18 protein-coding genes are annotated in these 26,753 nt (G+C 56.9%); 15 read left to right on the top strand and 3 right to left on the bottom strand.

What is annotated here, in order from left to right:
• Positions 1-62 precede the first annotated feature (62 nt).
• From B5M42_RS12495 to B5M42_RS12475, 5 genes are all read left to right on the top strand, one after another.
• On the top strand, positions 63-947 hold the full coding sequence (locus B5M42_RS12495) for a carbohydrate ABC transporter permease (RefSeq protein WP_134754336.1): 885 nt from the start codon (positions 63-65) through the stop codon (positions 945-947).
• On the top strand, positions 944-1,768 hold the full coding sequence (locus tag B5M42_RS12490) for a carbohydrate ABC transporter permease (protein ID WP_134754334.1): 825 nt from the start codon (positions 944-946) through the stop codon (positions 1,766-1,768). The genes B5M42_RS12495 and B5M42_RS12490 overlap by 4 nt, the downstream gene beginning before the upstream one ends.
• Before the next feature lie 47 nt (positions 1,769-1,815).
• A complete protein-coding gene (locus tag B5M42_RS12485; protein ID WP_134754332.1) occupies positions 1,816-4,512 on the top strand; it encodes a glycoside hydrolase family 2 protein in 2,697 nt (898 codons plus the stop codon).
• 241 nt (positions 4,513-4,753) lie between these two features.
• On the top strand, positions 4,754-9,268 hold the full coding sequence (locus tag B5M42_RS12480; RefSeq protein WP_167690028.1) for a carbohydrate binding domain-containing protein: 4,515 nt from the start codon (positions 4,754-4,756) through the stop codon (positions 9,266-9,268).
• 32 nt (positions 9,269-9,300) lie between these two features.
• Positions 9,301-10,896, top strand: coding sequence for an S-layer homology domain-containing protein (locus B5M42_RS12475; protein WP_134754328.1), 1,596 nt, complete (start codon positions 9,301-9,303; stop codon positions 10,894-10,896).
• 158 nt (positions 10,897-11,054) lie between these two features.
• On the opposite strand, the gene B5M42_RS12470 is transcribed toward B5M42_RS12475, so the two are convergent.
• Positions 11,055-12,371: a glycoside hydrolase family 16 protein gene (locus B5M42_RS12470; RefSeq protein WP_209280738.1), complete on the bottom strand. Its 1,317-nt coding sequence runs from the start codon at positions 12,369-12,371 to the stop codon at positions 11,055-11,057.
• 684 nt (positions 12,372-13,055) lie between these two features.
• Between B5M42_RS12470 and B5M42_RS12465 the strand changes: the two genes are divergently transcribed.
• Entirely contained in the window at positions 13,056-14,138 is a 1,083-nt protein-coding gene (locus B5M42_RS12465) for a hypothetical protein (protein ID WP_134754327.1), read from the top strand.
• On the opposite strand, the gene B5M42_RS12460 is transcribed toward B5M42_RS12465, so the two are convergent.
• Positions 14,135-15,220, bottom strand: a complete 1,086-nt coding sequence (locus tag B5M42_RS12460; protein WP_134754325.1) for a LacI family DNA-binding transcriptional regulator — start codon at positions 15,218-15,220, stop codon at positions 14,135-14,137. The genes B5M42_RS12465 and B5M42_RS12460 overlap by 4 nt on opposite strands.
• A gap of 99 nt (positions 15,221-15,319) precedes the next feature.
• Here B5M42_RS12460 and B5M42_RS12455 point away from each other — a divergent pair, with 99 nt between their 5' ends.
• From B5M42_RS12455 to B5M42_RS12440, 4 genes are all read left to right on the top strand, one after another.
• A complete protein-coding gene (locus tag B5M42_RS12455; RefSeq protein WP_134754323.1) occupies positions 15,320-16,234 on the top strand; it encodes an ROK family protein in 915 nt (304 codons plus the stop codon).
• 27 nt (positions 16,235-16,261) lie between these two features.
• Positions 16,262-17,203 carry a mannose-6-phosphate isomerase, class I gene (gene manA, locus B5M42_RS12450; protein WP_134754321.1) on the top strand — a complete coding sequence of 314 codons (942 nt, stop codon included), beginning with the start codon at positions 16,262-16,264 and terminating at the stop codon, positions 17,201-17,203.
• 150 nt (positions 17,204-17,353) lie between these two features.
• Complete coding sequence (locus B5M42_RS12445) at positions 17,354-17,908, top strand: NADPH-dependent FMN reductase (protein WP_134754319.1); 555 nt, start codon at positions 17,354-17,356, stop codon at positions 17,906-17,908.
• 117 nt (positions 17,909-18,025) lie between these two features.
• Positions 18,026-18,229 (top strand): hypothetical protein, encoded by a 204-nt coding sequence (locus tag B5M42_RS12440; RefSeq protein ID WP_167690019.1) that lies wholly within the window; start codon positions 18,026-18,028, stop codon positions 18,227-18,229.
• Between the two features lie 54 nt (positions 18,230-18,283).
• Here the strand turns inward: B5M42_RS12440 and B5M42_RS12435 are convergent, their stop codons facing one another.
• Positions 18,284-19,384: a GGDEF domain-containing protein gene (locus B5M42_RS12435; RefSeq protein ID WP_167690026.1), complete on the bottom strand. Its 1,101-nt coding sequence runs from the start codon at positions 19,382-19,384 to the stop codon at positions 18,284-18,286.
• Between the two features lie 180 nt (positions 19,385-19,564).
• Between B5M42_RS12435 and B5M42_RS12430 the strand changes: the two genes are divergently transcribed.
• The 5 genes from B5M42_RS12430 to B5M42_RS12410 all read left to right on the top strand — a co-directional run bounded on the left by B5M42_RS12430 (position 19,565) and on the right by B5M42_RS12410 (position 26,731).
• Positions 19,565-19,891 carry a c-type cytochrome gene (locus tag B5M42_RS12430; protein ID WP_167690023.1) on the top strand — a complete coding sequence of 109 codons (327 nt, stop codon included), beginning with the start codon at positions 19,565-19,567 and terminating at the stop codon, positions 19,889-19,891.
• A 236-nt stretch (positions 19,892-20,127) separates the two neighbouring features.
• Positions 20,128-22,107 carry an LTA synthase family protein gene (locus B5M42_RS12425; RefSeq protein WP_134754311.1) on the top strand — a complete coding sequence of 660 codons (1,980 nt, stop codon included), beginning with the start codon at positions 20,128-20,130 and terminating at the stop codon, positions 22,105-22,107.
• A 132-nt stretch (positions 22,108-22,239) separates the two neighbouring features.
• Positions 22,240-24,006, top strand: coding sequence for a sensor histidine kinase (locus tag B5M42_RS12420; protein ID WP_134754309.1), 1,767 nt, complete (start codon positions 22,240-22,242; stop codon positions 24,004-24,006).
• Positions 23,999-25,105 carry a response regulator gene (locus tag B5M42_RS12415; protein WP_134754307.1) on the top strand — a complete coding sequence of 369 codons (1,107 nt, stop codon included), beginning with the start codon at positions 23,999-24,001 and terminating at the stop codon, positions 25,103-25,105. The genes B5M42_RS12420 and B5M42_RS12415 overlap by 8 nt, the downstream gene beginning before the upstream one ends.
• 321 nt (positions 25,106-25,426) lie before the next feature.
• Positions 25,427-26,731 carry an ABC transporter substrate-binding protein gene (locus B5M42_RS12410; protein ID WP_134754305.1) on the top strand — a complete coding sequence of 435 codons (1,305 nt, stop codon included), beginning with the start codon at positions 25,427-25,429 and terminating at the stop codon, positions 26,729-26,731.
• Positions 26,732-26,753 lie beyond the last annotated feature (22 nt).

The following is a 26,753-nucleotide window of genomic DNA, read 5'->3' as shown; positions in this document are numbered from 1 at the left end:
TACGCCGGTAATCCATTTTGCTTCCTGATCAGAAACTTTCCAGGAAAGAGCGGAGTGGGAGCATGAACGGTATTTCTTATAGAATCCAGAAGTTTATCATCGTGTTTTGTTTTTTAATCGTTCCGGTCGTCCTGCTATGCCTGTTTACGTATTACCCTGCTGTCAAAATGATGTATATCAGCTTCACGAGCTGGGACGGCTACAGCGACAAGCTCGTCTGGATCGGGATCGCGAACTACAAAGAGATTTTCACCAATTCCGAATTGTTTGGCGTATTTGTTCACCATCTGCCTTATGTGCTGGTCGGCATTGTCCAGAACGCAGCCGCTATCGTCTTTGCCGTTATTTTAAATTCGAAACTTCGAGGAAGAAACGGCTTTCGCGTCATTTTGTTTCTTCCCTTTATCATGAACGCCGTAGCTGTCGCTTTTATGTTTCAATACGTGTTTGATACGCAAAACGGCTCGTTGAACGCGTTGCTTGGTTTTTTTGGAATCGGCAAGATCAGTTGGCTCGGCAATCAATCGCTGGTTAACTTCTCCTTGGCTTCCATCGGCTTCTGGAAATTCATGGGCTATAACATGGTGATCTATCTGGGGGCGCTGCAGGCGATTCCAGGGGATATGTACGAAGCGGCCAAGATTGACGGTGCCAATCGCTTTCAGACGTTATGGAGCTTGACGCTGCCCAATCTGACGAAAATCATTCAATTGAATATGTTTTTGACGATTAGCGGGGCGCTGGCGATTTTTGATTTACCTTTCGTGCTGACCAAGGGCGGTCCGGCGGGGTCCAGCGAAACCTTTTTGCTCAAGACAGTGGAAACGGCGTTCCAGTTCAATAACTTTGGACTCGCTTCAGCGATGAGCATCGTGCTGCTGATTATGACGGCACTGATTCTGGGCGCGCAGAACCTGGCCATTCAACGGAGGGGGAAACAGCAATGAGAAAATTTGATGCCGTCCATTATTTCAAATATGTGCTGCTGCTAATCGCTACGGCGGTCGTGTTGTTTCCTCCGTATGTCGTATGGGTGAACGCCTTCAAGGGCAAAAACGAAAGCACGAATCCGTTTGCGCTGCCCAAGTCCTTCCTCCATCTCGATAATTTCATTGACGTTTTTGCCAAAGCGAACATGGGCACGGCGTTCCTGAATACGGTGATCATTATCGCAGTTTCAATCCTCGGCAACGTTGTGCTGGGCACGATGAGCGCCTACGCGCTCGGGCGGTTTGAGTTTCGCGGCAAAAAGCTGATCATGCTTGGTTTTCTAAGCGCCACGATCGTGCCGACGATTACGACGCAGGTCGTCGTGTTCTCGCTGATCAAATCGCTGGGCTTGTTCAATACGCTCGGGGCTCCGATTCTATTGTTCATTGGCGCGGATATCATTCAAATCTACATCTATTTGCAGTTCATTACGAACATCCCTTACGAGCTGGATGAAAGCGCGATGATGGACGGCGCCTCGCTGTTCCGGATTTACCGCTCGATTATTTTTCCGCTGCTCGGTCCGGCGACAGCTACGCTGGTCATTTTAAAAACGATTAATATTTATAATGAAATGTACATTCCCTTTTTGTATATGCCTAAAAAAGATCTGGTCGTGGTTTCGACCTCGATCATGCGTTTTGCCGGGGTGAATCAAGCGGAATGGGGCGCGATTTGCGCAGCCATCCTCATTATTATGATTCCTACGGTGGTGTTGTATCTGTTTTTGCAAAAATTTATTTTTTCCGGCGTAACCAGCGGGGCCGTCAAGTCTTGATCCCGAAGAAGCGCAGCTGAAGTGTAAGAGAGGGTGGAGGGAATCCGATGGAGCTGTCATTTAGAGAGTATCAATGGTTCGTGAAAGGGTTCTGGCCCTGGGTACCCGTCAAAGGAAGCAGTATGGAGATTGGCAATGAACTGATGGGCGTCACGGAATGGCTGCCGGCTACGGTGCCTGGAGGCGTGCATCAGGATTTGCATCAAGCCGGCTTGATCGATCATCCGTATCACGATATGAACAGCTTGAAGTGTGAGTGGGTGGAGAATCGCTGGTGGGTCTACAAGACGTTATTCGAACGGCCCGCCGTTTCCGGCTCCAAGGTCGAGCTGGTGTTCAAGGGACTGGATTACGAAGCGATGATTTATTTGAATCACGAGCTGCTGGGTGAGCATAAAGGGATGTATCATCCAGCTGTATTCGATATTACCGAATGGATCGAGCGGCACGACAGCTTTGAGCTGCTGGTGGTGCTGAAGCAGGCTCCGGACGAGATGGCGCAAATCGGCAAAACCTCGGAAACGTTCACGCAGAAAAGTCGGTTTAACTACAAGTGGGATTTTTCCACACGGCTTGTGAACGTCGGGATTTGGGACGATGTCGTGCTGCGCGTGCATCAAGCGTATTCGCTGGAGAACGTGCATGTGCGCACCGATGTCGAGCAGGGAACCGGACTTGTGTATCTATCAGCCGGTGTGGTCCGGCAGTCGGCTTCCGCAGACGAAGCGGCCGGCTTGCAGCTCGCCGCGCGGGTGCTTGATCCTGACGGGCAGGTCGTTGCGACGGCAATGGAGCCGTTGCATACGCTGGAGCAGCCTGTAGAATTCCGCTTTCAGCTTGCTGCGCCGCGGTTATGGTACCCTAACGGCTACGGCGATCAGCCGTTATACAGCATCGAAGTCCAATTGCTCCAGGGTTCCTGCGAGCTGGACCGTTATACCTGTCAGACAGGCATCCGCAAGCTGGCCTATGCAGTCAATCCCGATAGCCCGGAAGGGGCGCTTCCTTATACCTTTGTGATCAACGGTGTCAACATTTATATCCGGGGTGTGAACATGACCCCGCTGGATCATCTGTACGGCAATGTCGCCGAAAGCCGCTACGAATGGATCGTACATTTGGCCCAAAAAGCACACGTGAACATGATTCGCGTATGGGGCGGAGGCATCATCGAGAAATCGTATTTTTATGAACTGTGCGACCGTCACGGCATTCTGATTTGGCAGGAGTTTGTGCAATCGAGCTCCGGCGTCGACAATATTCCTTCCAAGCGGCCCGAATATCTGGAGCTGCTGGCCCGGACGGCGGTCGAGGCGCTGCGGACGCGCCGCAATCATGTCTCGCTGAGCGTCTGGAGCGGGGGAAATGAGCTGATGAGCGCGCCCAATACACCTTCTACCTATGAAGACGAGAATCTGGCTATGCTCAAGGAGCTGACGGCAAAGTGGGACCCTTTGCGGATGTTTTTACCGACCTCGGCGTCAGGGCCCGTTCAGTATATTACTGCCGAGAAGGGCGTCAGCCACGATGTACACGGTCACTGGAAATACCAGGGGAATCCACAGCATTATGAAATTTACGGTGAAGCGGATCATTTGTTTCACAGCGAATTTGGCGTGGATGGCGTCAGCTCGCTCAAAAGCCTGCGTAAATTCCTCAGTCCCGGCCACCTGCGGCCGACTTCGATGACAGACAGCCTGGTCTGGCGTCATCACGGCGAGTGGTGGGATACGTACGACCGCGACTTGCAGCTGTTCGGACGGCTGGAGGAGCTGGCCGCGTTTGTCGACTGCAGCCAGTGGATTCAGGCGGAGGGGCTGCGGTTCATTCTCGAAGCCAACCGACGCAGGCAGTTTCACAACAGCGGGAGCATCGTCTGGCAGCTTAACGAGCCGTGGCCGAACGCCAGCTGCACGAACCTGATCGATTATTACAAGGAAACCAAGATGGCCTACTATTGGGTGAAAAAAGCGTTTGCGCCCGATCACGTATCGCTGGACTACAGGAAGCTGAATTATGCTGCAGGCGACTTGTTTCATGCCCCTGTCTACGTGCATCGAAACGGCGGACCGACGCAAGCCGAAGTTCAGGCGCAGGTTCTGGACAGCCACGGCGCGGTCCTGTATACGCAAACGCTGCGAGCGGCCGCTCTCGAAAACGGCTCGTCACTTGCGGGGAATCTGAGCTTTGAGGTGCCGGAGACAGCGGACGGGCTGGTCTTCGTGCGTTTAAAGCTTCAAGCAGACGCTGCGCGGAAGGTAGAGAATGTGTACATTTTCTCGACCGTTCCCGCCGAGCAGCCTCTGTATGGAGGCGCGCTCGATCTGGGCCCGGCGAAGCTCGACATTCAAGAGCTGAGCGGCTGGCGGCCGGATGGGGCTGGCGGTCTTCACGGCGGCGACGAGGTGCTGGTGAAGCGGTTCCGGGTACATAACGCGGGAGCCGCCGCCGCTTTGTTCGTGCATGCGGAGGAACAAACCGACAGGTATGTGATGGTGGCCGACGAGGCCTACGAGATTTTGTTTCCGGGGGAATCGCAAGAGATCGAAATCACTTGCACGGTCAGATCGGGCGAGCTGTTCGGCGAGCGTCAGGCCCGCGAAGCGAAATTGTGCGGCTCTGTAGCCGAACCCGTCATTGCCTTTCATTGCTTTCAAAGCCGGACCGCTCAGGCTAAAGCGGGACGCTTGACGTCGGCGAAGCTGGCAGCCGAGTCCAGGGCTGCTTCTTCGATTGCGCAGTAAAACGTTTTATGGGCGGTTAGGTTGATCGCAAGGCCCCTGAAGGTGGGAATTCGGGGGTCTTTTTTGTATTTCAAATTTTAAATTTTTAAAAATAAATTTAAATTATTATAATTATATTATTGAAATTTTATTAAAATTAATTTAAAATCTATACATGTAAGCGTTACAAAAATGAATGTGGCGCTTCTTTTTCATTAAATGAGCGGGGGTTGGTGAAAGCATGTTAGGAAGAAGTAAAAGAATGCTGAGCTTGCTGGTAGCTGTTGAACTGATTGCCGGCGTATTGTTTTCGTTTGCAGGCGCTTCGACGGCGCTGGCCGAAGACAGCTCGGGCGATTCGGTCTCGGATTCGGTATATGGCAGTGTAACCGGCGATGTATATGAGTCGGTGTTTACGAATTTCATAACGGTCGAGGGAGATCATTTGAAAGACGGCGCAGCCGACTTCAGGTTTGCGTCCTTGAATTATCCAGGCGCTATCCTGGACCCGGATTTTTCGAAAGAAGATGCGCTGCGCACACTCGCCGCGATGGGGGGCCAGGTAACCCGGACCTACGTGCCGCCGGTCAAGCGATACGATAACGCCAACGCGTCAAGCGCGCTGATTCTGGGGCCCGACGCCAACGGACAGATGCAATTCAGTGAAGATGGCTTCAAGAAGCTGGACAAATTTCTCGCGCTGGCCAATCAATACGGGATTCGCGTCATCATCCCCTTTGTTGACCAGTGGCAGTGGGTCGGCGGAATTGAAAGCTATGTGAATTTCCGTTATCCCGGTACGATCAGCAACGATGCGGCTCATGATGACGATGCGTGGAAGTTTTATACCGATCCGCTCATTATTTCCGATTTCAAGCAAGTGATCCACTACATGATGAACCGTGTGAACACGTATACGGGCGTTGCTTACAAAGACGATAAAGCGATTCTCGCCTGGGAAACGGGCAACGAGCTGGGCGGCTACAATCAGGATAAATTCCCGCAAGCCTGGACGACGGAAATCGCCCGTTACATCAAGGAGGACGAACAGCCAAGCCAGCTTCTGCTCGACGGCCGTTTTGCCGTCCAGGCGGAGTCGCTGAACGATCCTCATATTGACATCGTCGGGAATCATTTTTATACCGGCAATTTCATGGATAAATTAACGGCGGATGCGGCGCTCGCTAACGGCAAGAAGCCGTATATTCTCGGCGAATTCGGCTTGTATACCTCGGCTGCGCCCGTAGAAGCGCTGTACAATGCGGCGCTGCAGAACGGGACGGACGGAATCATGATCTGGTCCTTGCGTCCGCATAAAGAGGACGGCGGCTTCTACTGGCATGATGAGGACCCGGGCAACTGGGCTTCCTATCACTGGCCGGGCTTTTCTTCAGGCAGCTACTACGGGGAAAAAGAAATCATCCGTACCGTCTACAAATACGCTCATTATATGGCCGTGAATGACGTGACCAAATCAACGGCAGTGCCTGCGATTCCGGCCCCGGCCCATGCGCCCGTACTGTTTGATATCGACTCGGTAGCCAATATGAGATGGCAAGGCTCCGTAGGCGCAGCCGGCTATGAAGTCCAGCGTTCAGAGGACGGCCAGACGTGGACCACGGTCGCTTCGGATTTCTCCGATGGCGGACGGGCGGGTACCCCGGCTTTCCATGACGAGACGGCGCTGACCGGCGTGACGTATACGTACCGGGTGCGCGGTGTTAACGAAAGCGGTGTTTCTCCGTGGTCCAATGAGGTCACAACGGTAGCGGCGCATGTCATTACCGACGAAATGAGCTTGCTGTACAAGGACAATGAAAAACGCAAGGTATACGCTTACGATCATTCGTCGAATCTGACGACCAGCTCCTCGTCGGATAACGAGTTGGGGATAGGCTACAAGGCGTACGTATCGACGGCCAATGCCGGCTTTCTAACCTACGCGTCTCCGGTAGCGCTCAGCCGGGTCAGCGTCACGGCGACAGGCACCGGTGTAATGAAATGGTACGTGTCGTCGACCAACAGTAACTATCAAGAGATCCAGCCGAATAAAAACGGCGATGAATATACGGCAAGCAGCTTGCCTGCCAATACGCGGTATGTCAAATTCAGTATTCCGGGAAGCAACGCCGTCCAAGTGGATAAGGTGCAGCTGGAATATGTCTACACAGGCAGCGGCTATGCAGCTCCGCCAACGCTTGTCCGTAACGGTTTTATCGTCGATAGCGAATTCAGCGGTCAGGATGCCGAACGAACGGCCAATTTGCAAGTAGCCGCCGGTCAAACGGGAACGAACGGGGATGCGGCATTAAGCCGAAGCAATGGCAATTCCGGCTCCATCGTTTATAAAGCTGACGGTGACCTGAGCTCCTACCGTTTTACGACCTATTCGAATGTAACGGACGAAATGACCTTCTTGTCCTCGATTGACGGAATGACTTATACAGCGATTCATCCGGCAGTAAGCAAGTCGCCGACCGCGCAAGGCTGGAGCAAGGTGATTTACACCGATTTTGCCCTGCCGGCCTCCACGCGATTTATCAAAGCGGTTTATCCGGCAACGGGCAGTGGTGCGGCGCCGGCGCTGGCGCGAGTCGAGATCGGTTATGGCGTGAATCTGATTCCGCTGACCGATAAGCCGCCCGCCAACGTATTTGAGGACGGTGAATACAACTACGGTGTTGACGCCAATCTCAAGAGCGGCTATACGCGTAATCCGTCCGGCGATGCCATTTCAATTTCACTGGATTCGGCCAATAAAAATCACGGCAGCTATGGCGTCAAAGTGGACTATGCGTTCAGCAGCCAATGGTATGCCGGGCTGACCAAAGCGTTGCCGCATGTCGATTTGTCACATTTTGACGCGCTGCATGCCTGGGTCAAGCCGGACGGTTCGGCTAACGGTTTGTCCTTCCAGTTCCGCACGGCGGATGACCGGGTGTGGGAAGCAAAGGTTCCGTTAACGGGAACAACGGGCAAAACGATCGAGCTGCGCTACAGTGATTTCATACAGCCGCAATGGAACAAAGACGCTTATCCGGGCTCAACAATGAACATGTCTGATGTCACCGAGTTTTCGATATATGTCAGCTCGATGGACGGCTCGATCGCTCAGGCAGGCGCTGTATATCTGGACGATATCAAGATGGCCAATGCAACCAAGCTCGACGATTTTGAGGGCTATGGGGGGTACGATGCGCTGATTCAAAAAGCGTTCACCCGCAACACAGGCGGCGGTTCGTTTGATGTCGCTCTCGACGCGACCCATAAATCCGAGGGTGGCTTCGGGCTCAAGGTCGACTATAATTTCTCCGGTCCCGGCTATGCCGGAGGCAGCTTCAACCCGGATTTCCTCAATCTTGCCGGTTATGACGGCTTTACGTTCTGGCTGCAGCCGGACGGCTCCAACAATGAGCTGGCGATCCAGTTCACGGATGCCGAAGGCAAGTTCTGGGAGACCAAGGCCGTGGTCAGGGGCAGCGACCCGAGGCTGATGATGGTTCCGTTCGATGATTTCCGCTTGCCAAGCTGGTACAGCAGCGATACGACGGCAAGGCCGAATCCCGCTGTCAATATTACAGCCGTTTCCTTTTATATGGGTGGCTCCAATGATTCAAATTCGTCTTCCGGCACCTTGTATATTGACGATATTAACGGCGCTTCTTTCCGCACCAGCCTGCAAACGGCGCAGGTCACTTTGGCTCCTTCCGCGGGTACGGTGACAACGCTGCCCTACACGCTGCATGGAACGGCGGTGAACGGCAAGTTCGTAAGGCTGAAGGCGGGCTCACAGATGTTCTACGCCCCCGTTCAACAAGACGGTACCTGGAGCTATTCTACCTCGAAGCTGGCCAACGGGCCGATTGACATCGAAGCGGCGATCGAGCTTTATAATGGAACCGTGGTGACATCGGATCATCAGACCTTTGCCGTCGACGTGGCCAATAATCCGTATCAGGACGGACAAGGCGGAATGCAGCAAAATTACCTGCTGAACGCCAGCTTTGACAACGTGATGGATGCGGGCGCCTGGCCGCTTCTGCCGCAGCAATGGACGAATATGAATGCAAGCGGCGAGAGCGTAACGAACGGCATCGTGAAGCTGGAGGCAGGCAATGCCCGTACCGGCGCATACGGTCTGATTCATTGGAACGATACGCCTTATGAAGTGACTACCGCGCAGCAGGTGGAGAATCTTCCCGACGGGCTGTATGAGCTGCGGGCATGGACCAAGTCCAAGGGCGGGCAGGAAGCGGCCGAGATGATCGCTACGGTTGAAGGTCAAGCGCCGATCAGGAAAAACATCCCTACCGGCACCGGCACGTGGGCGTACATCAAAATTTCCGATTTGGAGGTGCGCGGCGGTAAAATGACGGTGGCGTTCCATTCGAAGGACCAAGGCGATCACTGGATTGCCGTTGACGATGTGGAACTCGTGCGCACCGGGGATATCGTTCTTCCTTATCGGGTGGAAGCCGTGGGAGGCATGGATCGCATCGGAGGACTGAGCGCCACTGTGGCCGTCTCGCATGTGGCCAATACGCCTGATCATGCCGGGGACGAGGTGCTGTATGTGCAGCTGATGAAAGGCGCTACGCCGGTGAGCTACGTAGCCGTGTCGAAAGATATCGCCAATGCGGAGTCAATCACGGTGCACTTTGACGTTGCCGATCCCAATAACAGCGAGTACCGTCTCTATGCGTTTGTGCTGGATACGTTGACCAAAGACATTATTACGCTGCCAAACCCGCTGTCTGACAAGCTGAGCATGCAATAGCCAATCCAGAACATGAAATGCGAGGGGTAGATGTGCGAAACAAGCTAATGATCGGCCTGATAGCGCTGACGATGCTGCTGACCGCCGGAGCGCCGGCGAAAGTGGCCGCGAACGCGGCGGTCATAGAACCCATCGGTAACCAAACCGCAGGCGCAAGCTTTGTTGTCAAAGCGGCGCTGCCGACGGATGCGGTTCTGATTCAAATTTTCCGTCCGAATCAATCCTTGATGTTGACAGACCTGTTGACCAAGGAACAGATGGCAAACGGACAAAGCTATACGTTGCCGTCCGATGCCGCGCCTGGCACGTATACCGTGCTGGCCGGCAGCGGCGCGCAAGCGGTATCGACGACCTTTGTCGTGCAAGCGGCCGGCGGCAATACACCGACACCGACACCGACACCGACACCGACACCGACACCGACACCGACGCCAACGTCGAAGCCCAAGCCGGGCGCAGGAGCAACGCCAACACCAACACCAACCCCGACGCCAGCACCAACGGACCGACCCAAGCAAGTAACGCTGGAGGAGCTCAGGAAGCTGCTGCCGTCGGCAACGGACGCGCAGGGCACAACCGTCCTGCGACTTGAGGCCAATGAAGCGGGCATTCAGCTGCCGGCCGATATACTCCGTCTGGCCGCCAACCTCCAGCTTGAAGTAACCCGCGGTCAGGTCGGCGTGCAAATTCCGCAGAGCGTGCTCGCCGGGCTCATCCGGCTGCTGCCTGCCGGCAAAACCGATTCCGCAACGATTGTGCTGGAGATAGGTGAGGTGGGACCTGCAGCTGCGGCCAAGCTACTGTCGGCCGGCAAGCAGCCGGGTACCGCTGCTGTCAGACTTGCAGGAGCCGTTTATGAATTTGCATTATCGGTGACCGATCAAGACGGTCAGGCTTATCGGTTAGATGCCTTCGAGCAGCCGCTAGTGCTGCACTTCGCTTACGCTGCAACGGCTAACCGCGATTTGCTGGGGGTCTACCATATCGCCGATGACGGGAGTTTATCTTACAGCGGCGGACGTGTGAGCGAAACGGGCATCGACGCGCAAGTGCATCATTTCAGCAAATATGCCGTCTTGGAATACGACCGGGCGTTTGCCGATGTCCCACCAACGTTCTGGGCGTATAGCGTCATTCAGGCGATGGCGGCCAAGCACGTGATCGACGGCGTGAGCGAGATCGCTTTTGCGCCGCAGGATAAAGTGACCCGAGCGCAATTTGCCGCCATGCTCGTGCGGAGTCTGGGGCTTGAAGCGAACGGCTCCGCGGCTTTCGCCGACGTTGCCGAACAGACTTGGTATGCTCCGTATGTGTCCGCTGCTGCAGCCAGCGGTCTGATTCAAGGCCGGACGGCAAGCGCCTTTGCGCCGAATGAGCAGGTGACGCGCGAAGAGATGGCTGTCATGGTGATGCGGGCTTACCGCTTGCAGCATCCGGGCGTCGAAATCACGGCTGCGGGCTCGGCATTTGCCGATCAGGCCACGATTGGCGCTTGGGCAATCGCTGATATTCAGCAAGCTTATGCAGCCGGTTTGATTCACGGAGTCGGCGCGGGCCTATTCCAGCCTCGCGGCTTGGCAACCCGCGCGGAAAGCGCGCAAATTCTGTATCAGCTGCTGTCCCGTTAATATAGAAGAAGCATCCGGACGTTGTCGTCGCTCCGGATGCTTTTTTTTTACAAGAAGCCCCGATCCAGAGAACTGGACCGGAGCGGTACAACGATTGCTCAGTTCTGTGACAATCCGACTAGCGCGCTCACAGGATCAGGCGCTTTCCGACTATCTGCTCAGAACGTGAAGCTTTGCGTGGAGGTTGGTGGTTGCTGGACGCCGTTTTTCGTATAGGTAAAGTAGTAATTGACGACTTTGCCTGTACTGAGTCCGTTGATCGTATACGTCCAGGAGCCCGAGCTTGAGGTCATATAGACGTTTTGCTGATTGCCGCCAAAAAGGGCAGAGCATTGGTAGCTCATAATCGGTGCGGTTGTGGCAACGCCGGACGCTTTTGGCGTAAACTTGATGGTTGCGCTGCTGCCCGATTTCGTAACGGTTACAGCGTAGTCGCTGCTTGAATTAGGGGTAGGCGTTGGTGTCGGTGTTGCTGTACCGGTAGGCGTAGGGGTAGGCGTAGGCGTTGGTGTCGAAGATGAACCGCCGGATTTCGTGCGAACTTGTACGTAGTCGACTTTCATCGCTGCGCCGGATACGGTGGAAGAGGTCGGGTTTCCTGGCCAGCTGCCGCCGATGGCTACGTTCAAAATGATAAAGAAGCCGTGATTGGTAGCGTTGTTCCAAGTTGTGGAGTCGACCTGGTTCGAGTAGACCGTGAAAAAGTTTACGCCGTCCAGATAGTAGCGAATTTGCTGAGGAGAAACGCTTTTGTCAAATTCCATCGCATAGACGTGGAAGTCGGACTGAAGGGATGGAGACGCGCCGCTTTTGTTGCCGCCGATGCCGTTGGTTTCATTGCATGGACCACCTGGATTGTAGCCGCAATGCAGAGTGGAGTAAACCGTATTCACGCCGTTGACGTTTTCCATAATGTCGATTTCGCCTACACTTGGCCAGTTCGTGTAGTTACCGCGGAATGGGGCGCCGAGCATCCAGAATGCCGGCCAATAACCCTGGGCGGCCGAGCCGGTTACGTTCGGCAGTTGAATGCGGGCTTCTACGTGCATGATGCCGCCACTTGGAGGCTGGAAGCTGGAGTTTTGCGTTTCGATACGTCCCGATGTCCAGGTTCCGTTCGAGGCGCGGATCGGCTTGATGTTCAGGTACCCGTTGCCGTCCTGATAGACGTTCGCTGTGCTGTTGGTCATATTCTCGATTTCACCCGTGCCCCAATTGTAGGCGCCGCCGGGATAGCCGTAACCGGTATCATATAACCAATTGGAAGTATTTACGCCGCTTCCGGAAGCGCCGCTGAAATCATCTGTAAACACATTCGTCCAACCCGATGGAACGGATGGAGCCGAAGCGTGAGCGACTAGCGGGTTCTGGAATGTTGGGATCAGCAAGGTAACGACCAGCGCCAGAATAAGCAGGGCGCAGAGAAACAACTGTACGGGACCGCGACGATGCGCCGGCAACCAATTAGTAAACAATAGAATTACCCCCAATTTTAATATCGTGTTTTTTTCTCTCTAAAACAGTAAAGCAAACAGGATTGACACCTTGAAGTAGAAGAACGACCTCCTTTGTAAAGCTTCTGAAATGGTTGATAAAATCGCTTGAAATGAAGCTGCCTCCTTTCTTGTAAGCGCTTTAATTCCAGCGCCTACGATCATCATATTTCGAAAATTTTTAGTTGTCAACGGAAAACGTTAACGAAAATTAACGAAATTTTTTGTTGCGTAAAATTGTTGTTTTCTGAGAGAAAATGCCCGAATTACAGATAATAACACCGTTAATGCGCGGGAAAAACACGAAAATACAAATTTTGGTCGGAAAATTATGCAAAGAAATGCTTGTTAATGAAAAGGAAAAGAACGAAAATTAACGAAACAAATTGGAAAATTAAACTAATTATTTTAAAGAATATTACAAAAGTAAAGAGGGAAGCCAGTATTACGGAAAGCGTTTTCTGATTTTCAGATAAATTTACATTATATGTAAATCGAAAATTGTGCTGGAGAGGGGCTTTTTTCCATTGCCGGCAGCGGTAAAGAAAGGGCATGTACAAGGGGGGATCTACATGTACAGCATGTTCAACCTATACAGCAACCATGCGCCGTTCTCTGCGTACAAATTACAGATGAAGAACTCGAAACGCAGCGGAGGGTATTACGATGGGATGGATGGATTGGCTGTTCGGCAGTCAAGAGGAGGAATACGTATGTCCGGTTGAGAAGCTGGAGAGCTATCGGCGACTGGGCGAGCAGGTGTACCGGCTGCGCGAGGAGCTGAGCGGCAGCCGGCAGCCGCGGGCTTTGGCCTATATGGAAGCGGCTACGGCGCTACAAAAAATGGCCGACGCGCTGCTCGGCGAGGCGTTCTGCGGCCTGGATGGGCAGGCCCGGGCCATTCCGGCGATTTCACACCGGCAGGCGGATGTATGGTACGAGACGATTCCCGAGCTGGTCATCGCTGCGCGGCAGGAAGCGGCGTTCGCGGGCTCGTCCCGGCTGGCGCTGCCGGTGAAGCTGGACGCGCTGCTGGAGGAGCCGGGGGGACGCAGTCCGATCGAGCACATCTGGGGGCTGCGGCGGGCGGCCGAGGAACTGGAACGGCTGGTCGAGCTGGATATGGGGCTGATTCCGCCGGGAACGGAGACGTTCCGCAGCGCGATTTTGCGCTACCAGGAGGCGCGGACGCGCAAGGAAGCGGCCGATGCGATCGCCGGCATTCGCAGCCGCGAGCGGCAGATGTCCGCGGAGGCGCACGAGGATGCGGAGGCGCAGTATGCCCAGGCGTTGTCGGCCTACCTGCTGGTCGTGCAGGGATTAAAAGCGCCTGAAGCGCTGAGCCAAGCTGCAGCCAAGCTGAATCAGCCGTGCAAGCTGGACGGAGACAGCATCTGGAAGGTCACGTCCCGTTATGCCGTCTCGGCGATTCGCCGCGATGGCGAATGGGACCAGGCTGAGGCGGACTTGCAGGAGCATTGGCAAGAGCACGTCGTGACCGAGGAGGAGCGGGCGTATGAAATTACGGTCGAAGCTTATCTGGAGCGGGAGGAGATCGAAGAGCACGGCTGGTGGTACTGCTGCCCGTTCCCGTCGATTTACAAGGCGCTGAGACCTGTTCAGGTGCTGGGCCGGCAGATTGAGCCCGGCGAAGAATTCGTCTATGCCTACGGAGACCCGGGCGAGCCCGGAGGGCTGATCGTGGAGCGATCGTTTGTGCCTACTGAAAAAAAATACTGCGAGGACTAGAGCAAGCTCCCGTCTTCAAGCTTCGCGACCGACCCGCCCGGGTGCAGCGACGCCGGCACCGTCCAATGGAGCCGCGCGCGCCCGGCGGGTTGTTGGCGTTCGGGCAGCAGCAGCCACTCGACGACGGCGTCGCACAGGCCGAGCTTGTCGACCTTCATCGTCGCCAGCGGCGGCTGGGCAGCAGCAGCTTGCGGCAAGCCGTCGAAGCCCATCAGCGACAGGTCGGCGGGCACGCGGAGGCCGCGGCGCTCCAGCGCGTCCAGCAGCAGCAGCGCCAGCCGGTCGTTGCCGCAGAGCAGCGCTGTCGGCCGGAGCGCGGGAGGGGCTACCTGCAGGCGGTCTGCGAACGCTTCGATTTCCGCCGGGCTGGAGGCGAAGCCGGCCGACTCCAGCAGCAGCCACTGCGGCAGGATGTCGGCTTTGGCCTGCTGCATCGCCAGCCAATAGCCGAACCAGCGCTCCTCGTGGCTGGACGTCAGGTTGGCCGGCCCGATGAAGCCGATGCGCCGGTGCCCGCAAGCGAGCAAATAGCGAGCGGCTGCAGCTGCGCCTTCCACGTTCGCTGAGGTGACTGCCGGCGCGTTCACGCTGCGGTGAAACGAGTCGAACAGCAGCGCGGCGGGAAACCGCCCGCACACCATCTGCGCATACGCCTCGCTAACAATGCCGAACAGGATCACCCCCCGGCAGGCCATCGTCTCGGCCAGCTCCGGCAGCTTGAGGCTGAGCTCCATCTCGCTGCCGATCCGTAAAATGACTGCACTGAAGCCGCGGGCGCGCAGCTTCTCCTCCAAGCCCCAGATCAAATCATGATAAAACAGGAAATGCTCATTGTCCTCATAGCTCATCACCCGCTCGGGCACCAGCACCAGTACGGCGGAGCGGGCGGCTTCGGCCGCTCCGTCCGCTGCCGCGGCTTCTTGCGGAAGGGGGTAGCCGAGCTCCTCGGCCATGCGGCGCACCTGCGCCTTGAGCTGTTCGCCGACGCCCTTCTTGCCCGCCAGCGCCAGCGACACGGCGTTCTTGGAGATGCCGAGCCGGTCGGCAATATCTTGCATGGAAATTTTTTTGGGCCTGCTCATAGTGTTTTGCCCTCCCGTATGCTACAATCGTCTTAACTTGACAATAATCGATAAAGTAAAGTTTTGTCAAGTTAATTTCCGCTTATGGAGGGGAGTACCTTGACAATTGCAATAGGCATCGACGTCGGCGGGACGAAAACAGCGATCGGCTTGATTGACGAACAAGGACACATTCGAAATAAACAATCGCTGCCAACCGATCTTGGCATCAGTCCGGCGCAAATGGTGGCGCGAATGGCTGCTGTCGTGCAAGCGATGCTTGACGAATCAAGCATTTCGTCAAGCGAAATTGCCGGCATCGGCATCGGCGCGCCCGGGCCGCTGGATACGCGCGCGGGGCTGATCGATTGTCCACCCAATCTGCCCGGCTGGCAGGGCTTTGCGCTTGTCGCGGAGCTGCGCCGTCATTTCGACGTGCCGATCCGGATGGAGAATGACGCCACGGCTGCGGCGCTGGCCGAGAAATGGCTTGGCGCGGCTCAAGCCAGCGAGCATTTCGCCTTCGTGACGATCAGCACCGGCATCGGCGCGGGGCTGTACGCGCATGGCCGGCTGCTGACCGGAGCGAGCGGCAATGCCGGCGACGCCGGGCATATCGTGATCGATCCGGCCGCGGGCCGCTGCGCTTGCGGACAGCTCGGCTGCTGGGAATGGGTCGCTTCCGGCACGGCGATTGCCCGCCAGGCGACCGAGCTGCGCGGCATTGCGACCACGGCCAAGGAAGCATTCGAGCTGGCCGCCGCAGGCGATGCGCTGATGCAGCCGTTGGTGGAGCGGGTGTATCGCTACATCGGCATGGGCTGCGTCTCGCTGATCAATCTGCTCGATCCGGAGCTGATTGTGCTGGGCGGCGGCGTCGCGCAGATTGGCGAGCCGCTGTTCGCTGCGGTAGCCGCGTATGTGTCGGCGCATGCGCTTGGCCCGCGCGGGCGGCAGACGCCGATTGTGCCGGCCGGGCTGAAGACGGAAGCGGGCTTGATCGGCGCAGCGGCGCTCGTTCACGTGCCGTATTGAACAGAACATGGAAGGGGAGCTGGAGACATGGAAGCCATCTTTTTACAGCCGGTATTTCAGGAACGAATTTGGGGCGGGGTCAAGCTGAAGACGATGTTCGGCTACGAGCTTCCTTCGGCGCATACAGGCGAATGCTGGGCGGTGTCGGCTCATCCGAACGGGCCAAGCATCGTGCAGAACGGCCCGTTCGCCGGGCAGACGCTGGGCGAGCTGTGGACGACGCAGCCGCAATTGTTCGGCTCGCAGGCGGAGCGGTTCCCGCTGCTTACGAAGCTGCTCGATGCCTCCGACGATTTGTCGGTGCAGGTGCATCCCGCAGACGATTACGCCCGGCGGCATGAGGGCGGCGAGCTGGGCAAAACGGAATGCTGGTACATTGTCGCGGCCGATCCGGGCGCGCAAATTATTTTTGGCCATCAGGCCCGGACGCGGGAGCAATATGCGGCGATGATCGAGGCGGGGCGCTGGGACGAGCTGCTGAGCTACGTGCCGGTGCAGGCAGGCGATTTCTTTTATGTGCCAAGCGGTACGCTGCATGCCTTGGGCAAGGGCGTCGTGGTATTGGAGACGCAGCAAAGCTCGGATACGACGTACCGCGTGTACGATTACGACCGCACGGACGCGCAGGGAAACCGGCGCGAGCTGCATTTGGAGAAGGCGATTGACGTCACGACGGTGCCGCATGAAGCGTCCAGTCAGGATTACCGCGTGGAACGGCGCGAGGGGACGGAGCTGACGACCTATGTGTCCAACCGCTTTTTTACCGTGCAAGAATGGCAGGTCTCCGGGCCAACCGCCTTCCCCGCCCCGGAGCGCTATCTGATCGTCAGCGTGCTGGACGGCGAAGGCGAGCTGCAGGCTGACGGCAAAGGGTACAGCCTGCGCAAAGGCGAGCATTTCATCCTGCCGCTCGGCTTCGGCGCTTTTACGCTGGACGGACGGCTGGAGCTGATCGTGTCGCACGAGTAAGCGGCTGGCATTTTGCGCGTCTTGCGCGTGTAACCCGTCCTGCGGGCGGGCATGCCCGAAGCCCAAATCTGGGTCTGGGCAGCTTGACTCTGACATTAGCGTCATGCTGTAAGCTACAGCTATGAAGCTTGTGAAAGAGGTGATCTGCCTATGCCCGATTTATTAGCCATATCCGGAAGTCTGCGGGCCCGCTCGTCGAACAGCGCGCTGCTGGAAGCCGCCGCGTTGCTTGCGCCTGCTCCGGCGCGGCTAATTCCGTTCCGCGGACTGGTCGATCTGCCGCTGTTTAATCCCGATCTCGACCGGGAAGGCGCGTTCGCTGCCGTTGAAGCGTGGCGCGCTGCCGTCCGCTCGGCGGACGGACTGCTCATCTGCACGCCGGAATACGCCGCTGGCGTGCCGGGCGCGCTCAAAAACGCGCTGGACTGGCTCGTCTCCTCCGGCGAGCTGCTGCACAAGCCGACAGCCGTCGTCAGCGCTTCGCCGACGCCGCTTGGCGGCAGCCGGGCGCACGAGTCGCTGCGGCTGACGCTGGGCATGCTCGACGCGCGTCTGATCGGCGAAGCGCACGAGCTGCAGGTGCCGTTCGTATCGCTCAAGCTGGACGCCGCAGGCCGGCTGGCCGACGACGGGCTGGCCGCGTTGCTGCGCTCGCTGCTGGAGCGCTTGACGGCTGCTGCGGCCCGGCGCGAATCTAGCGGCTAGCTGCCGCTATTTTTCGCCAGATTTCGTTCATTTCATAGATTTTCCGATTCTATTTCAGCTATTTTTCATGTAGATTTAATATATATCAGGTATCATGGAGTTGAAGGAGTGATGCCAATGATCTCTTTTAACGTAAATGAGTGGCTGGACGAGTATAATGACTACTTGAAGCTCTATGAAATGTTCGGGGACAAGCAGTATTTGCAGGAAGCCGAAGAAGCGCTGAACAGCTTGCGGGCCTTCCTCCGCCGCAGCGACGCGCATGCCCGAATTGAACACGCCGTGAAGCAGCCCGAGAAACAGAAGCTGCACTTCATCTAAACGATAAAAGCTGATCATCGCAGATCTCTGCAAGATGACCAGCTTTTTTTATTGTCAGGGCTTGCGCTGCATTTTCGTCTGGTTTTTGCCGCAGCGTTTGGCCGTGTAGAGCAGGGCATCCGACTCGGCGAACAGATCGGATTTGCTTTGCCCCTGAACGTAGCTGGTCAAGCCGATGCTGACCGATACCTGCCGTCCGTCCATTTCGGGATGCGCGATGCCGTGAATCGCCAGACGGATCTTTTCGACCGTCGCGAACGCTTCCTCCAGCGGTTTTTCCGTAAAAATCAGAGCGAATTCCTCGCCGCCATAACGGGCGATAATTTCGCTGGGCGAGATCAGCTCGCTGATCTGCTGGGCGACGCGCCGCAGCACGATGTCGCCGACGGCATGCCCCCAAGTATCGTTGATCGTTTTGAAATTGTCGATGTCCATCACGGCGAGATGCAGCGGAAACGGGCTCTCGGCGTTGTGCTCGACCAGCTTGTCCAGATATTCGTGGAAGGTTTTATGGTTGTATAGCTCCGTTAACGCGTCGGTTTTGGACAGCTTGTCCATAACGACGGTTTTGACGAGCAGCTCCTGCTCGGACTGAATCGTTTTGGTCAGATGATTGACCAGCGCCACGCCGCGGCTGACGATGCCGCGCTCGACGAAGTAGCCCCCGCACAAAATAAACACATTGGCCAGCAAATCGTACAGGCTGGTGTTGAAACGCAAAGCATCGTTGAGCGTATATAGCAGTCCGAGCGCCGTCAGGTTGGCGAGCAGGGTCAGCAGGAGAATTTTCCGGTCGAAAAAAAACAAGGCGATAACCATCGGTAGCATGAGTATCGATTTGACGCAAGGCACAAGCGGATTGGCGGCGATCAGGATACACGCAAAGGCGACGCCTGTGCCGATAATAACGGCGGGCTGTTCGACCCGCAGATAGCGGTAGAACGCCTCATTGACCAGCATGATTACCAGCATCAGCAGCGTCGGAATGCCGCTGATATGGATGAGATAAAAGCGAAGGTATTGCGGATAAACTTCAACCGTGACAATCAAAGCGGCGATTTCCGCCACAACGGCTACGAGCAGCACAATCCAGTAAGCATTCAGTATTTTGCGATACCAGTAGCTTATGCTGTCCATCGAATTTTTATTTCGCATAAGTCGGTCTCCTGTTCGCGCGTCCGGCATAGATAGAGGGAAGTTCCGGTATGTATGCAATTATTCAGCGGCGGCGCAAATCCTCTATTTTGCAACATTGCGGGCTTTCGGACTTTTTAAGATTGAAGCTTGCGGGCTTGCTTTGTTATCATGTGTAGAGGAATGCAGGGAGGTTGTCCGATGAGAAGTAAACAAGTATTCGCTGCCGCAGCGCTGGGCGTCGTGATCCTGCTGCTGTCCGCATGCGGTTCCAAAGACGGAGGAGCGTCGGGCTCCAAGCCGCAAGCCGACGGTCCGGCGCTGTACCGCAATTATTGCATCTCCTGCCACGGCGGCGGGCTGCAGGATGTGCAAGGGCCGAATCTGGAGCATGTCGGCAGCCGGTTGTCCGAAGAGCAGATTGTCCGGCAAATCACCCAGGGCGGGGGCGGGATGCCGTCGTTTAAGGTGAGCATCCGGCAAGAAGATATCCAGACGCTGGCGCAGTGGCTGGCTGCGATGAAATAAGCAGACGGATTCCCGGGCCAGCATGCGCTGCCGAACGTTCCAGGCGGTGCGGCTGGCTTCGCGGCTGCTGAACGCCGTTTGCCGAAGCCGTGCCCGGCGCGCTTGCGCCGAAGGGCGGTTGTTTTGTCGCGAAATAAACCTGACGTGAACGTCTGTTTTTCAAGAATTTTCACTTATCGATACATTTTCTTCACAAATGGCCTGTATACTCTAGGGCAGAAGGAGCGTGAAATTACGTGCGTTGGTCAACTATCAAGCAATCTCGCTATTTTGCCCCGGTATTTATTACGGTTACTTTGATCGTGTTGCCATTCTTGCTGGCGCTCGGCGTAGAAACGATTGTCCGCGGCTCGCTGGGCGAAGCGTGGACCTGGGCTTGGGGACATCGGGAGCTGTTCGCTTTGAACGCGCTGATTCAGTTTGCCGTGTTCGGAGTGATTTATGCGATATTGGGATCGTTAGTTTTTTCCGTCGCTTTTACCGTGCTGCTGGTCAGTATGGTTGGGCTGGTCAGCTATTTCAAGGTCAAGCTGATCGGGGAGCCTTTTTTTCCGTGGGACGTCTTGCTCGATAAGGAGAGCTTTAACATATTGCCGCTCGTCACCGGCAAAGCCGCCATGCTTCGCATCGCCACGGTGCTGATTGCCGTGGTCGTGATCGTGCTGCTGCGCTTGGTGCTGCCGCGGCTGCGCATGCCTTATTACGGGCGGATAGCGCTGGGGCTGTTTTCGTTGTACGCCTTGTATGCGATGGGCACCAAAACGGCGTTGGCCGGCAAGCTGCTGGACAGCGCGGGCGTCAGCGAAATCATCTGGGACCAGCAGCAAAATTATAGCGGGAACGGGCTGTCCGTAGCGTTTACGCTTAATATGAAAAACGCCGTTGTATCCAAGCCCGACGGCTACAGCGAAACGGCGATGGCCGATCTGGCCGCGCAAATCGACGGCTCGCGGCAGCAGCAAGCCGCCAAGAAGGCTTCCGATCCGCTGAACGGCAAGCAGCCGAACGTTATTTTTATTATGAACGAAGCGTTCTGGGACCCGACGCTGCTGCCGGACGTGAAGTTCAGCGAGGACCCTTTGAAAACCGTGCATCGTTTGCAAAAGGAAACGACCTCCGGTTACCTGCTGTCGCCGCAGTTCGGAGGCGGTACGAGCAACGTCGAATTCGAGGTGCTGACCGGGTATTCGATGAGCTTCCTGCCAGGCGGCTCCGTGCCGTACCAGCAGTACGTGCGCAAGCCGGTGCCGAGCCTGGCGAGCTATTTTGAAGATCAGGGCTACAAAAGTATGGGCATTCACTCCTACGAGGGCTGGTTCTGGAATCGGCAGACCGTCTATCAGGAGCTGGGCTTCGAGGCGTTCAAAAGCAAGGCGAACTTCGACAATCCGGAAATCCGCGGCAATTTCATCGCTGACTCCGAGGTATCGAAGAGCATTATCCAAGAGGTCGATCAGACCGACAAGCCGATGTTCATTTATGCGATTACGATGCAAAATCACGGACCGTTCGACGACAACCGTTACGGAACGAATTCGATCACGACCACCGGACCGCTGTCGCCGGACGCCAAATCGATTCTTGAGACGTATACGCAAGGGGCGCATGACGCCGACCAAAGCCTGCAAATGCTGATTGACCATTTCGAAAAATCCGACGAGCCGACGGTGATCGTATTCTACGGCGACCATCTGCCGATGCTTGGCTTCGACTATCAGGTGTACGCCGAGGGCGGCTTCATCAGTACAGGCGATTCCGAGAAATGGTCGCTTGAGGAAATTAAAAAAATGCACAGCGTGCCGTTCGTCACCTGGTCGAACTTCGAGCTGCCCAAGCAGGATATTCCGGTGCTGAGCCCGTCCTTCCTCGGGGCGAAAATGCTCGATACGCTGAATATGCAAAAGCCGGCGACCTTTGCAATGGACGCCCAGGTATCGGCCCAGCTGCCGGGCTTGCTCAGCAATCTGGCGATTGACGCCAGCCAGCAGCTGCATCCGGTCGTGCCGGATGACACCGCAGCCACGGTGGAGAAATATCGCGAGATGCAATACGATATGCTGTTTGGCAAGCAGTATTTGGCCAATTATATCGACAAGGATTACTTGACGAAGCCGGCGCTGGCCAATTACAACGAGATGTTTAACGGCGCGTCGGGAACCTCGCAGCAGGCCGAGCCGGTCAACGGCGATTCAAGCGGCGGCGCGGTGAAAGAATAGACGGTACCCAGCCCGGCAGAAGGAGACTTCTGTCCGGGCTTTTTTCGTTGCGGATAGGCCGGCTTGCGGGAGCCGGAGCGGGCTGATACAATTTTCAACAATACATGAGCCGTCTGCCGGGAGGATAATCCGATGAAACGAATCAGTATCCGTTTGCGCTTGATGCTATTGATGATCGGCTTGACGACGCTGCCGGTGCTGACCGTCACCTGGATCGCCACGGGCAATACGCGTGCTTCCGTCGAGCAGGAAACGGTCAACGCGAACTACTCGCGGATGCTCTGGGCGGATCAATATCTGGGCGAGCTGATCCAGCAGCTGGACAGCTTGTTTTATTCGCTGCAAATCAATGAATCGCTGATGACGGCGGTCAATCAGATCGACACTCCGGATATCGGCACGCAGTTCAGCACACAGAACTATATCCGCGGCACGCTGACTTCTGCCTTTCACGCCAACAGCCGCAAAATCGACGAATTGAATCTGTACGTGCATCCGACGACCCGGATGTTCTCGGTCAGCTACTCGAACAGCGGCTCGATCACCTCTTTGCAAATCGCCAAGGGCAACTGGAGCCGGATGCTTAGCGGCCCGATCCATTTGTATTTCAAGCAATCGGGCAGCGCCATTTATGCCTATCACAGTATGAACCAGTTCGAGGACCGCAGGTTGCTCGGCGGCATCTCGGCCCAGATCAACCCTAAGGTGTGGCGCGAAATCGGCAGCATCCTCAAGTCGGAGCCGTCCAGCTCCGTCTACGTGCTGAACGACGAGGGCGAGCTGCTGAGCGGCTCGACCGAGCCTGAGCGTTCAGCGGCGCTGCAAGCCGCGCTGCGGGAAATGGCGGCCGGCGACGACGATATTCATTACCGCAAGACCGAGGATCAGCTGATGTTTCTCAAAACAATCGGTGATGGCCAGCTCACCCTGCTCAAGACGATTCCGCTGGGCACGGTCGCCGCCAGCGCCCGGCCGACGATTCGCGCCGGTATCGTAACCGGCAGCTTGTTCGCGCTGGCTTCGATCCTGCTGTCGATTCTCTTCTCGTTGCGGATCAGCCGGCCCATCGTCAAGCTGGCCCGCCTGATGAAGACAACACGCGTCACCCAGTTTCAGCTGCAGGAGGTGCAAAGCACGGATGAAATCGGCCTGCTGGAAAGCGGCTATAATTCGATGATGCAGCGGATCAAGGAGCTGATTGAGGTCGAATATCAGCAGGAGATCGATTTGAAGAACGCGCAGCTGCAGGCGCTGCAGGCGCAGATCAATCCGCATTTTCTCAACAACACGCTGCACATGATCGGCGGCATGGCGCTGGTCAAGGACGCGCCGGAAATTTACCGCATCACCCGGGTGATCGGCGAGCTGCTGCGCTATGCGATCAGTACGGACGAGGAGCTGGTGCCGCTGGAGCGGGAGCTGCAGCATACGCGCAACTATTTGTTTATTCAGGAGCAGCGGTTTCTCGGACGCTGCACGATTGAAGTGAAGGTGCAGCCGGAAGCGCTGGCGGCGCGGCTGCCGCGATTCACGCTGCAGCCGCTGGTCGAGAACGCCTTTGAGCACGGTTTGCAGCGCAAGGAGGGCAAGTGGCGGCTCACGGTCAGCGTGAGCCGCGTCGGCGACCGGGCGCTGCTGTGGATGTGCGACGACGGCGTCGGCATGGAGGCCGGCCGGCTGCAGCAGCTCCGGCTGGCGTTGCGCCATACCGGCTTCGGGCGGGCCGATACCGGGCCGCCGGGCAGCCGCCGCAGCATCGGGCTGCAAAACGTGCATGCCCGGCTGCGCCTGCATTACGGCCGCCGCAGCGGCATCCGGCTGTTCAGCAGCTTGGGCGCAGGCACAGCGGTCGCCGCCGTGATTCCGATGACCGAGACGAAGGAGGAGCCCCATGTATAGCATTCTGATCATCGACGACGAGCCGTGGTCGAGACAAGTCGTGAAATCGCTGGGGGCGTGGACCGAGCTCGGTCTGACGATTGCCGGCGAAGCGGAGGACGGCCGCGAAGGGCTGGAGCTGATCGCGGCGCTTGCGCCGCAGATCGTCCTGACGGACATGCGGATGCCCGGTCTGGACGGGATCGAGCTGCTGCGCGAGCTGAACGAGCGCTACCCCGAGCTGAAAATTATCGTCATGAGCGGCTATGACGATTTCCTTTACCTCAAGCAAGCGATCCGCTCGCGGGCTGTAGAATATTTGCTCAAGCCGATCAGTCCCGAGGAGCTCAACGCGGCGCTGGCCTTGTGCGTGCGCGAGCTGGACGCGCGTCAGGCTGCTGCCGACGCGGCGGCGGGAGCGTCGCCGACCGGCGTCGTCCACTTGTTCGCCGACCGCGACGTGCTCGACGCGTATGTGGCGTTCCGCCAGCAGCTCTACGAGCAAGCGCTGGCGCTGAACGCCGAGGCTGCCGCTTCGGTGCTGCGCCAGCTGGGCGCGCTCCTGCAGCGGCATTACGGCGAGCGGCCGGAGGACGGCCACGTGCCGGACCGGCTGGCGCACGATTGCATCGCGCTGCTGGAGACGTGGCTCGCCGCCGAGCAAGCCGATCCGGGCCTGCTGGCTGCGGTTCGCGGGCGCGCCGCGGCCGGGCCGTGGGCGACGATTGCCGAAGCGGTCGTCGGCTTGGAGCGGCTGTTCGCCGAGACGATCGCGGCTGTGGAAGCGGCCCGCCGAACGAAGCAGCGGCTTGACCTTACGGAAGTGATGGCGTACATCGAGCGGCATTATGCCGATCCGATATCGCTGGAGTCGATTGCGCTGCATTTTTTTATCAGCAAGGAGCATTTGAGCCGGGCGTTCAAAGCGGAGTTTGCGCAGACCGTGTCCGACTGCATTACGCGCAAACGCATGGATAAAGCCCGCGAGCTCGTAGCCGACCGGCAAATTCCCTTCAAGCACATCGCCCAACTCGTCGGTTACGCCGATCCGACCTATTTCTACAAGGTGTTCAAAAGCTATTTCGGCATGACGCCGGGCGAGCTGCGCAGCCGTGAATAGCTGCCGGGAGCGGCCGCCATTAGGTGTGCCCGGCGAAGCGCCTTCGGCACGCCATTTCAGGCGAATGCGGGTACGCCGTACGAAGCGCCGCCGCCACGCCGGGCGAAGCGCCAGCCGCCATGCCGGACGAAGCGCTGCGGGACGCCCGGCACGCGCTCCCCGACCGCGCGCTGCTCCCGCGAACTTGCCGGATTGGCGGAGCCGTCCGGGCGGCGCATCAATATTTTACAGCTGCAAAAGCTAATATCCTCGAATGTTTCCGTTCTCGCTTCGCCTTATGATAAAGGTGCAGTTCAATACAAACTATGGGGGAAACAAATCATGAGGAAAGCGCTTCATATTGGAGTCAGTGCAGCATTGCTGGCCGTACTTGCCGGCTGCGGATCGTCGGGCACGGAGCAGAGCGGCGCCACGCCAACTGCGGACAGCCAAGCCGCACCGACGGCAGCGGCGGCCAAAAAGGTCGAGCTCAAGGTATTCATGGGCTTCCCGCGCTTCAAGGATCAATTCGACCGCTATTTCGAGCAGTTCCAGGCCAAGGAAAAGGCCGAGAAAAATATCGACGTGACGATCAGTCTCGAAATGCCGAATCCCGATCAGGCCAAGCAGCTGCTGCAAACCCGGCTTTCGTCCAACGACGCGCCCGACTTGTTCACCTTGCACGCCGTAGCCGATCTGCCGACCTACTACAAAGCCGGCTATTTGACCGACTTGTCCGATCAGCCGTTTGCCGGTCAGCTGTTCGATAACGTGAAGAAAACGGTCACTTACGACGGCAAGGTGATGGCGCTGCCGCTGGAGAGTCTGGAATGGGGCTATTTGTACAATAAAAAAATGTTCAGCGACCTTGGCCTCCAGCCGCCGCAAACGATCGACGAGATGAAGGCCGTCGTGGACAAGCTGAAAGCCAACCAGATTACGCCGTTCGAGCTGGCGTTCCAGGAAGCGTGGATTCCGCAGCTCATGATGGCGCTGTCGCTGGGCGGCATTGTCAACTCGCAGCATCCCGACTGGATCGACAAGATGAACAAGGGCGAAGCGTCCTACAGCGACGTGGCCGACGTATTTAACATCATCGACATCATTATGCAAAATGGCACCGACAAGCCGTTCGAAGTCGGCGGCGCGCAGGGCTCGACCGATTTCGCCAACGGCAAGGCGGCGATGTGGGTCCAGGGACCGTGGCAGGCCGAAGCGATTCAGAAGGTCAATCCTAATATGGAATTCGGCGTAGCTCCGCTGCCGGTCAGCAACGATCCCAAGGGCGCGATGATCAACCTGTCGACCTCGACCTCGCTGGCCGTTTCGCCGACGAGCAAAAACAAGGAAGTAGCGATGGACCTGCTCAACTACCTGCTCGATCCGCAGGATTCCTCGGCTTTGTTCCAAGAGCTGAAGTTCAATCCGGTATCCAAGGTGCATACGTACAAGTCGTTCCCGTGGATTGACGAAGCGATGACCTATGTGTCGCAGGGCAAGGCGTATCAGGATTTGTCGCTGCCGAACGGCGTGACGGACGAGCAGGCCAAGCTGCTGCAAAGCTACTACGCCAAGCAGGTGACCAAGGAAGACATCATCAAAGCGCTTGATAAAAAATGGGCCGCCGCGATCAAGGGACAGAACTAAGCGAGGCGCATAAGGGAGTGAA

The sequence above is a fragment of the Paenibacillus athensensis genome (genome assembly GCF_004514475.2).
GTDB lineage: Bacteria > Bacillota > Bacilli > Paenibacillales > NBRC-103111 > Paenibacillus_AL > Paenibacillus_AL athensensis.
The sequence above is the reverse complement of the archived record's forward strand: the minus strand, read 5'-3'. Positions and strand labels throughout refer to the sequence as shown.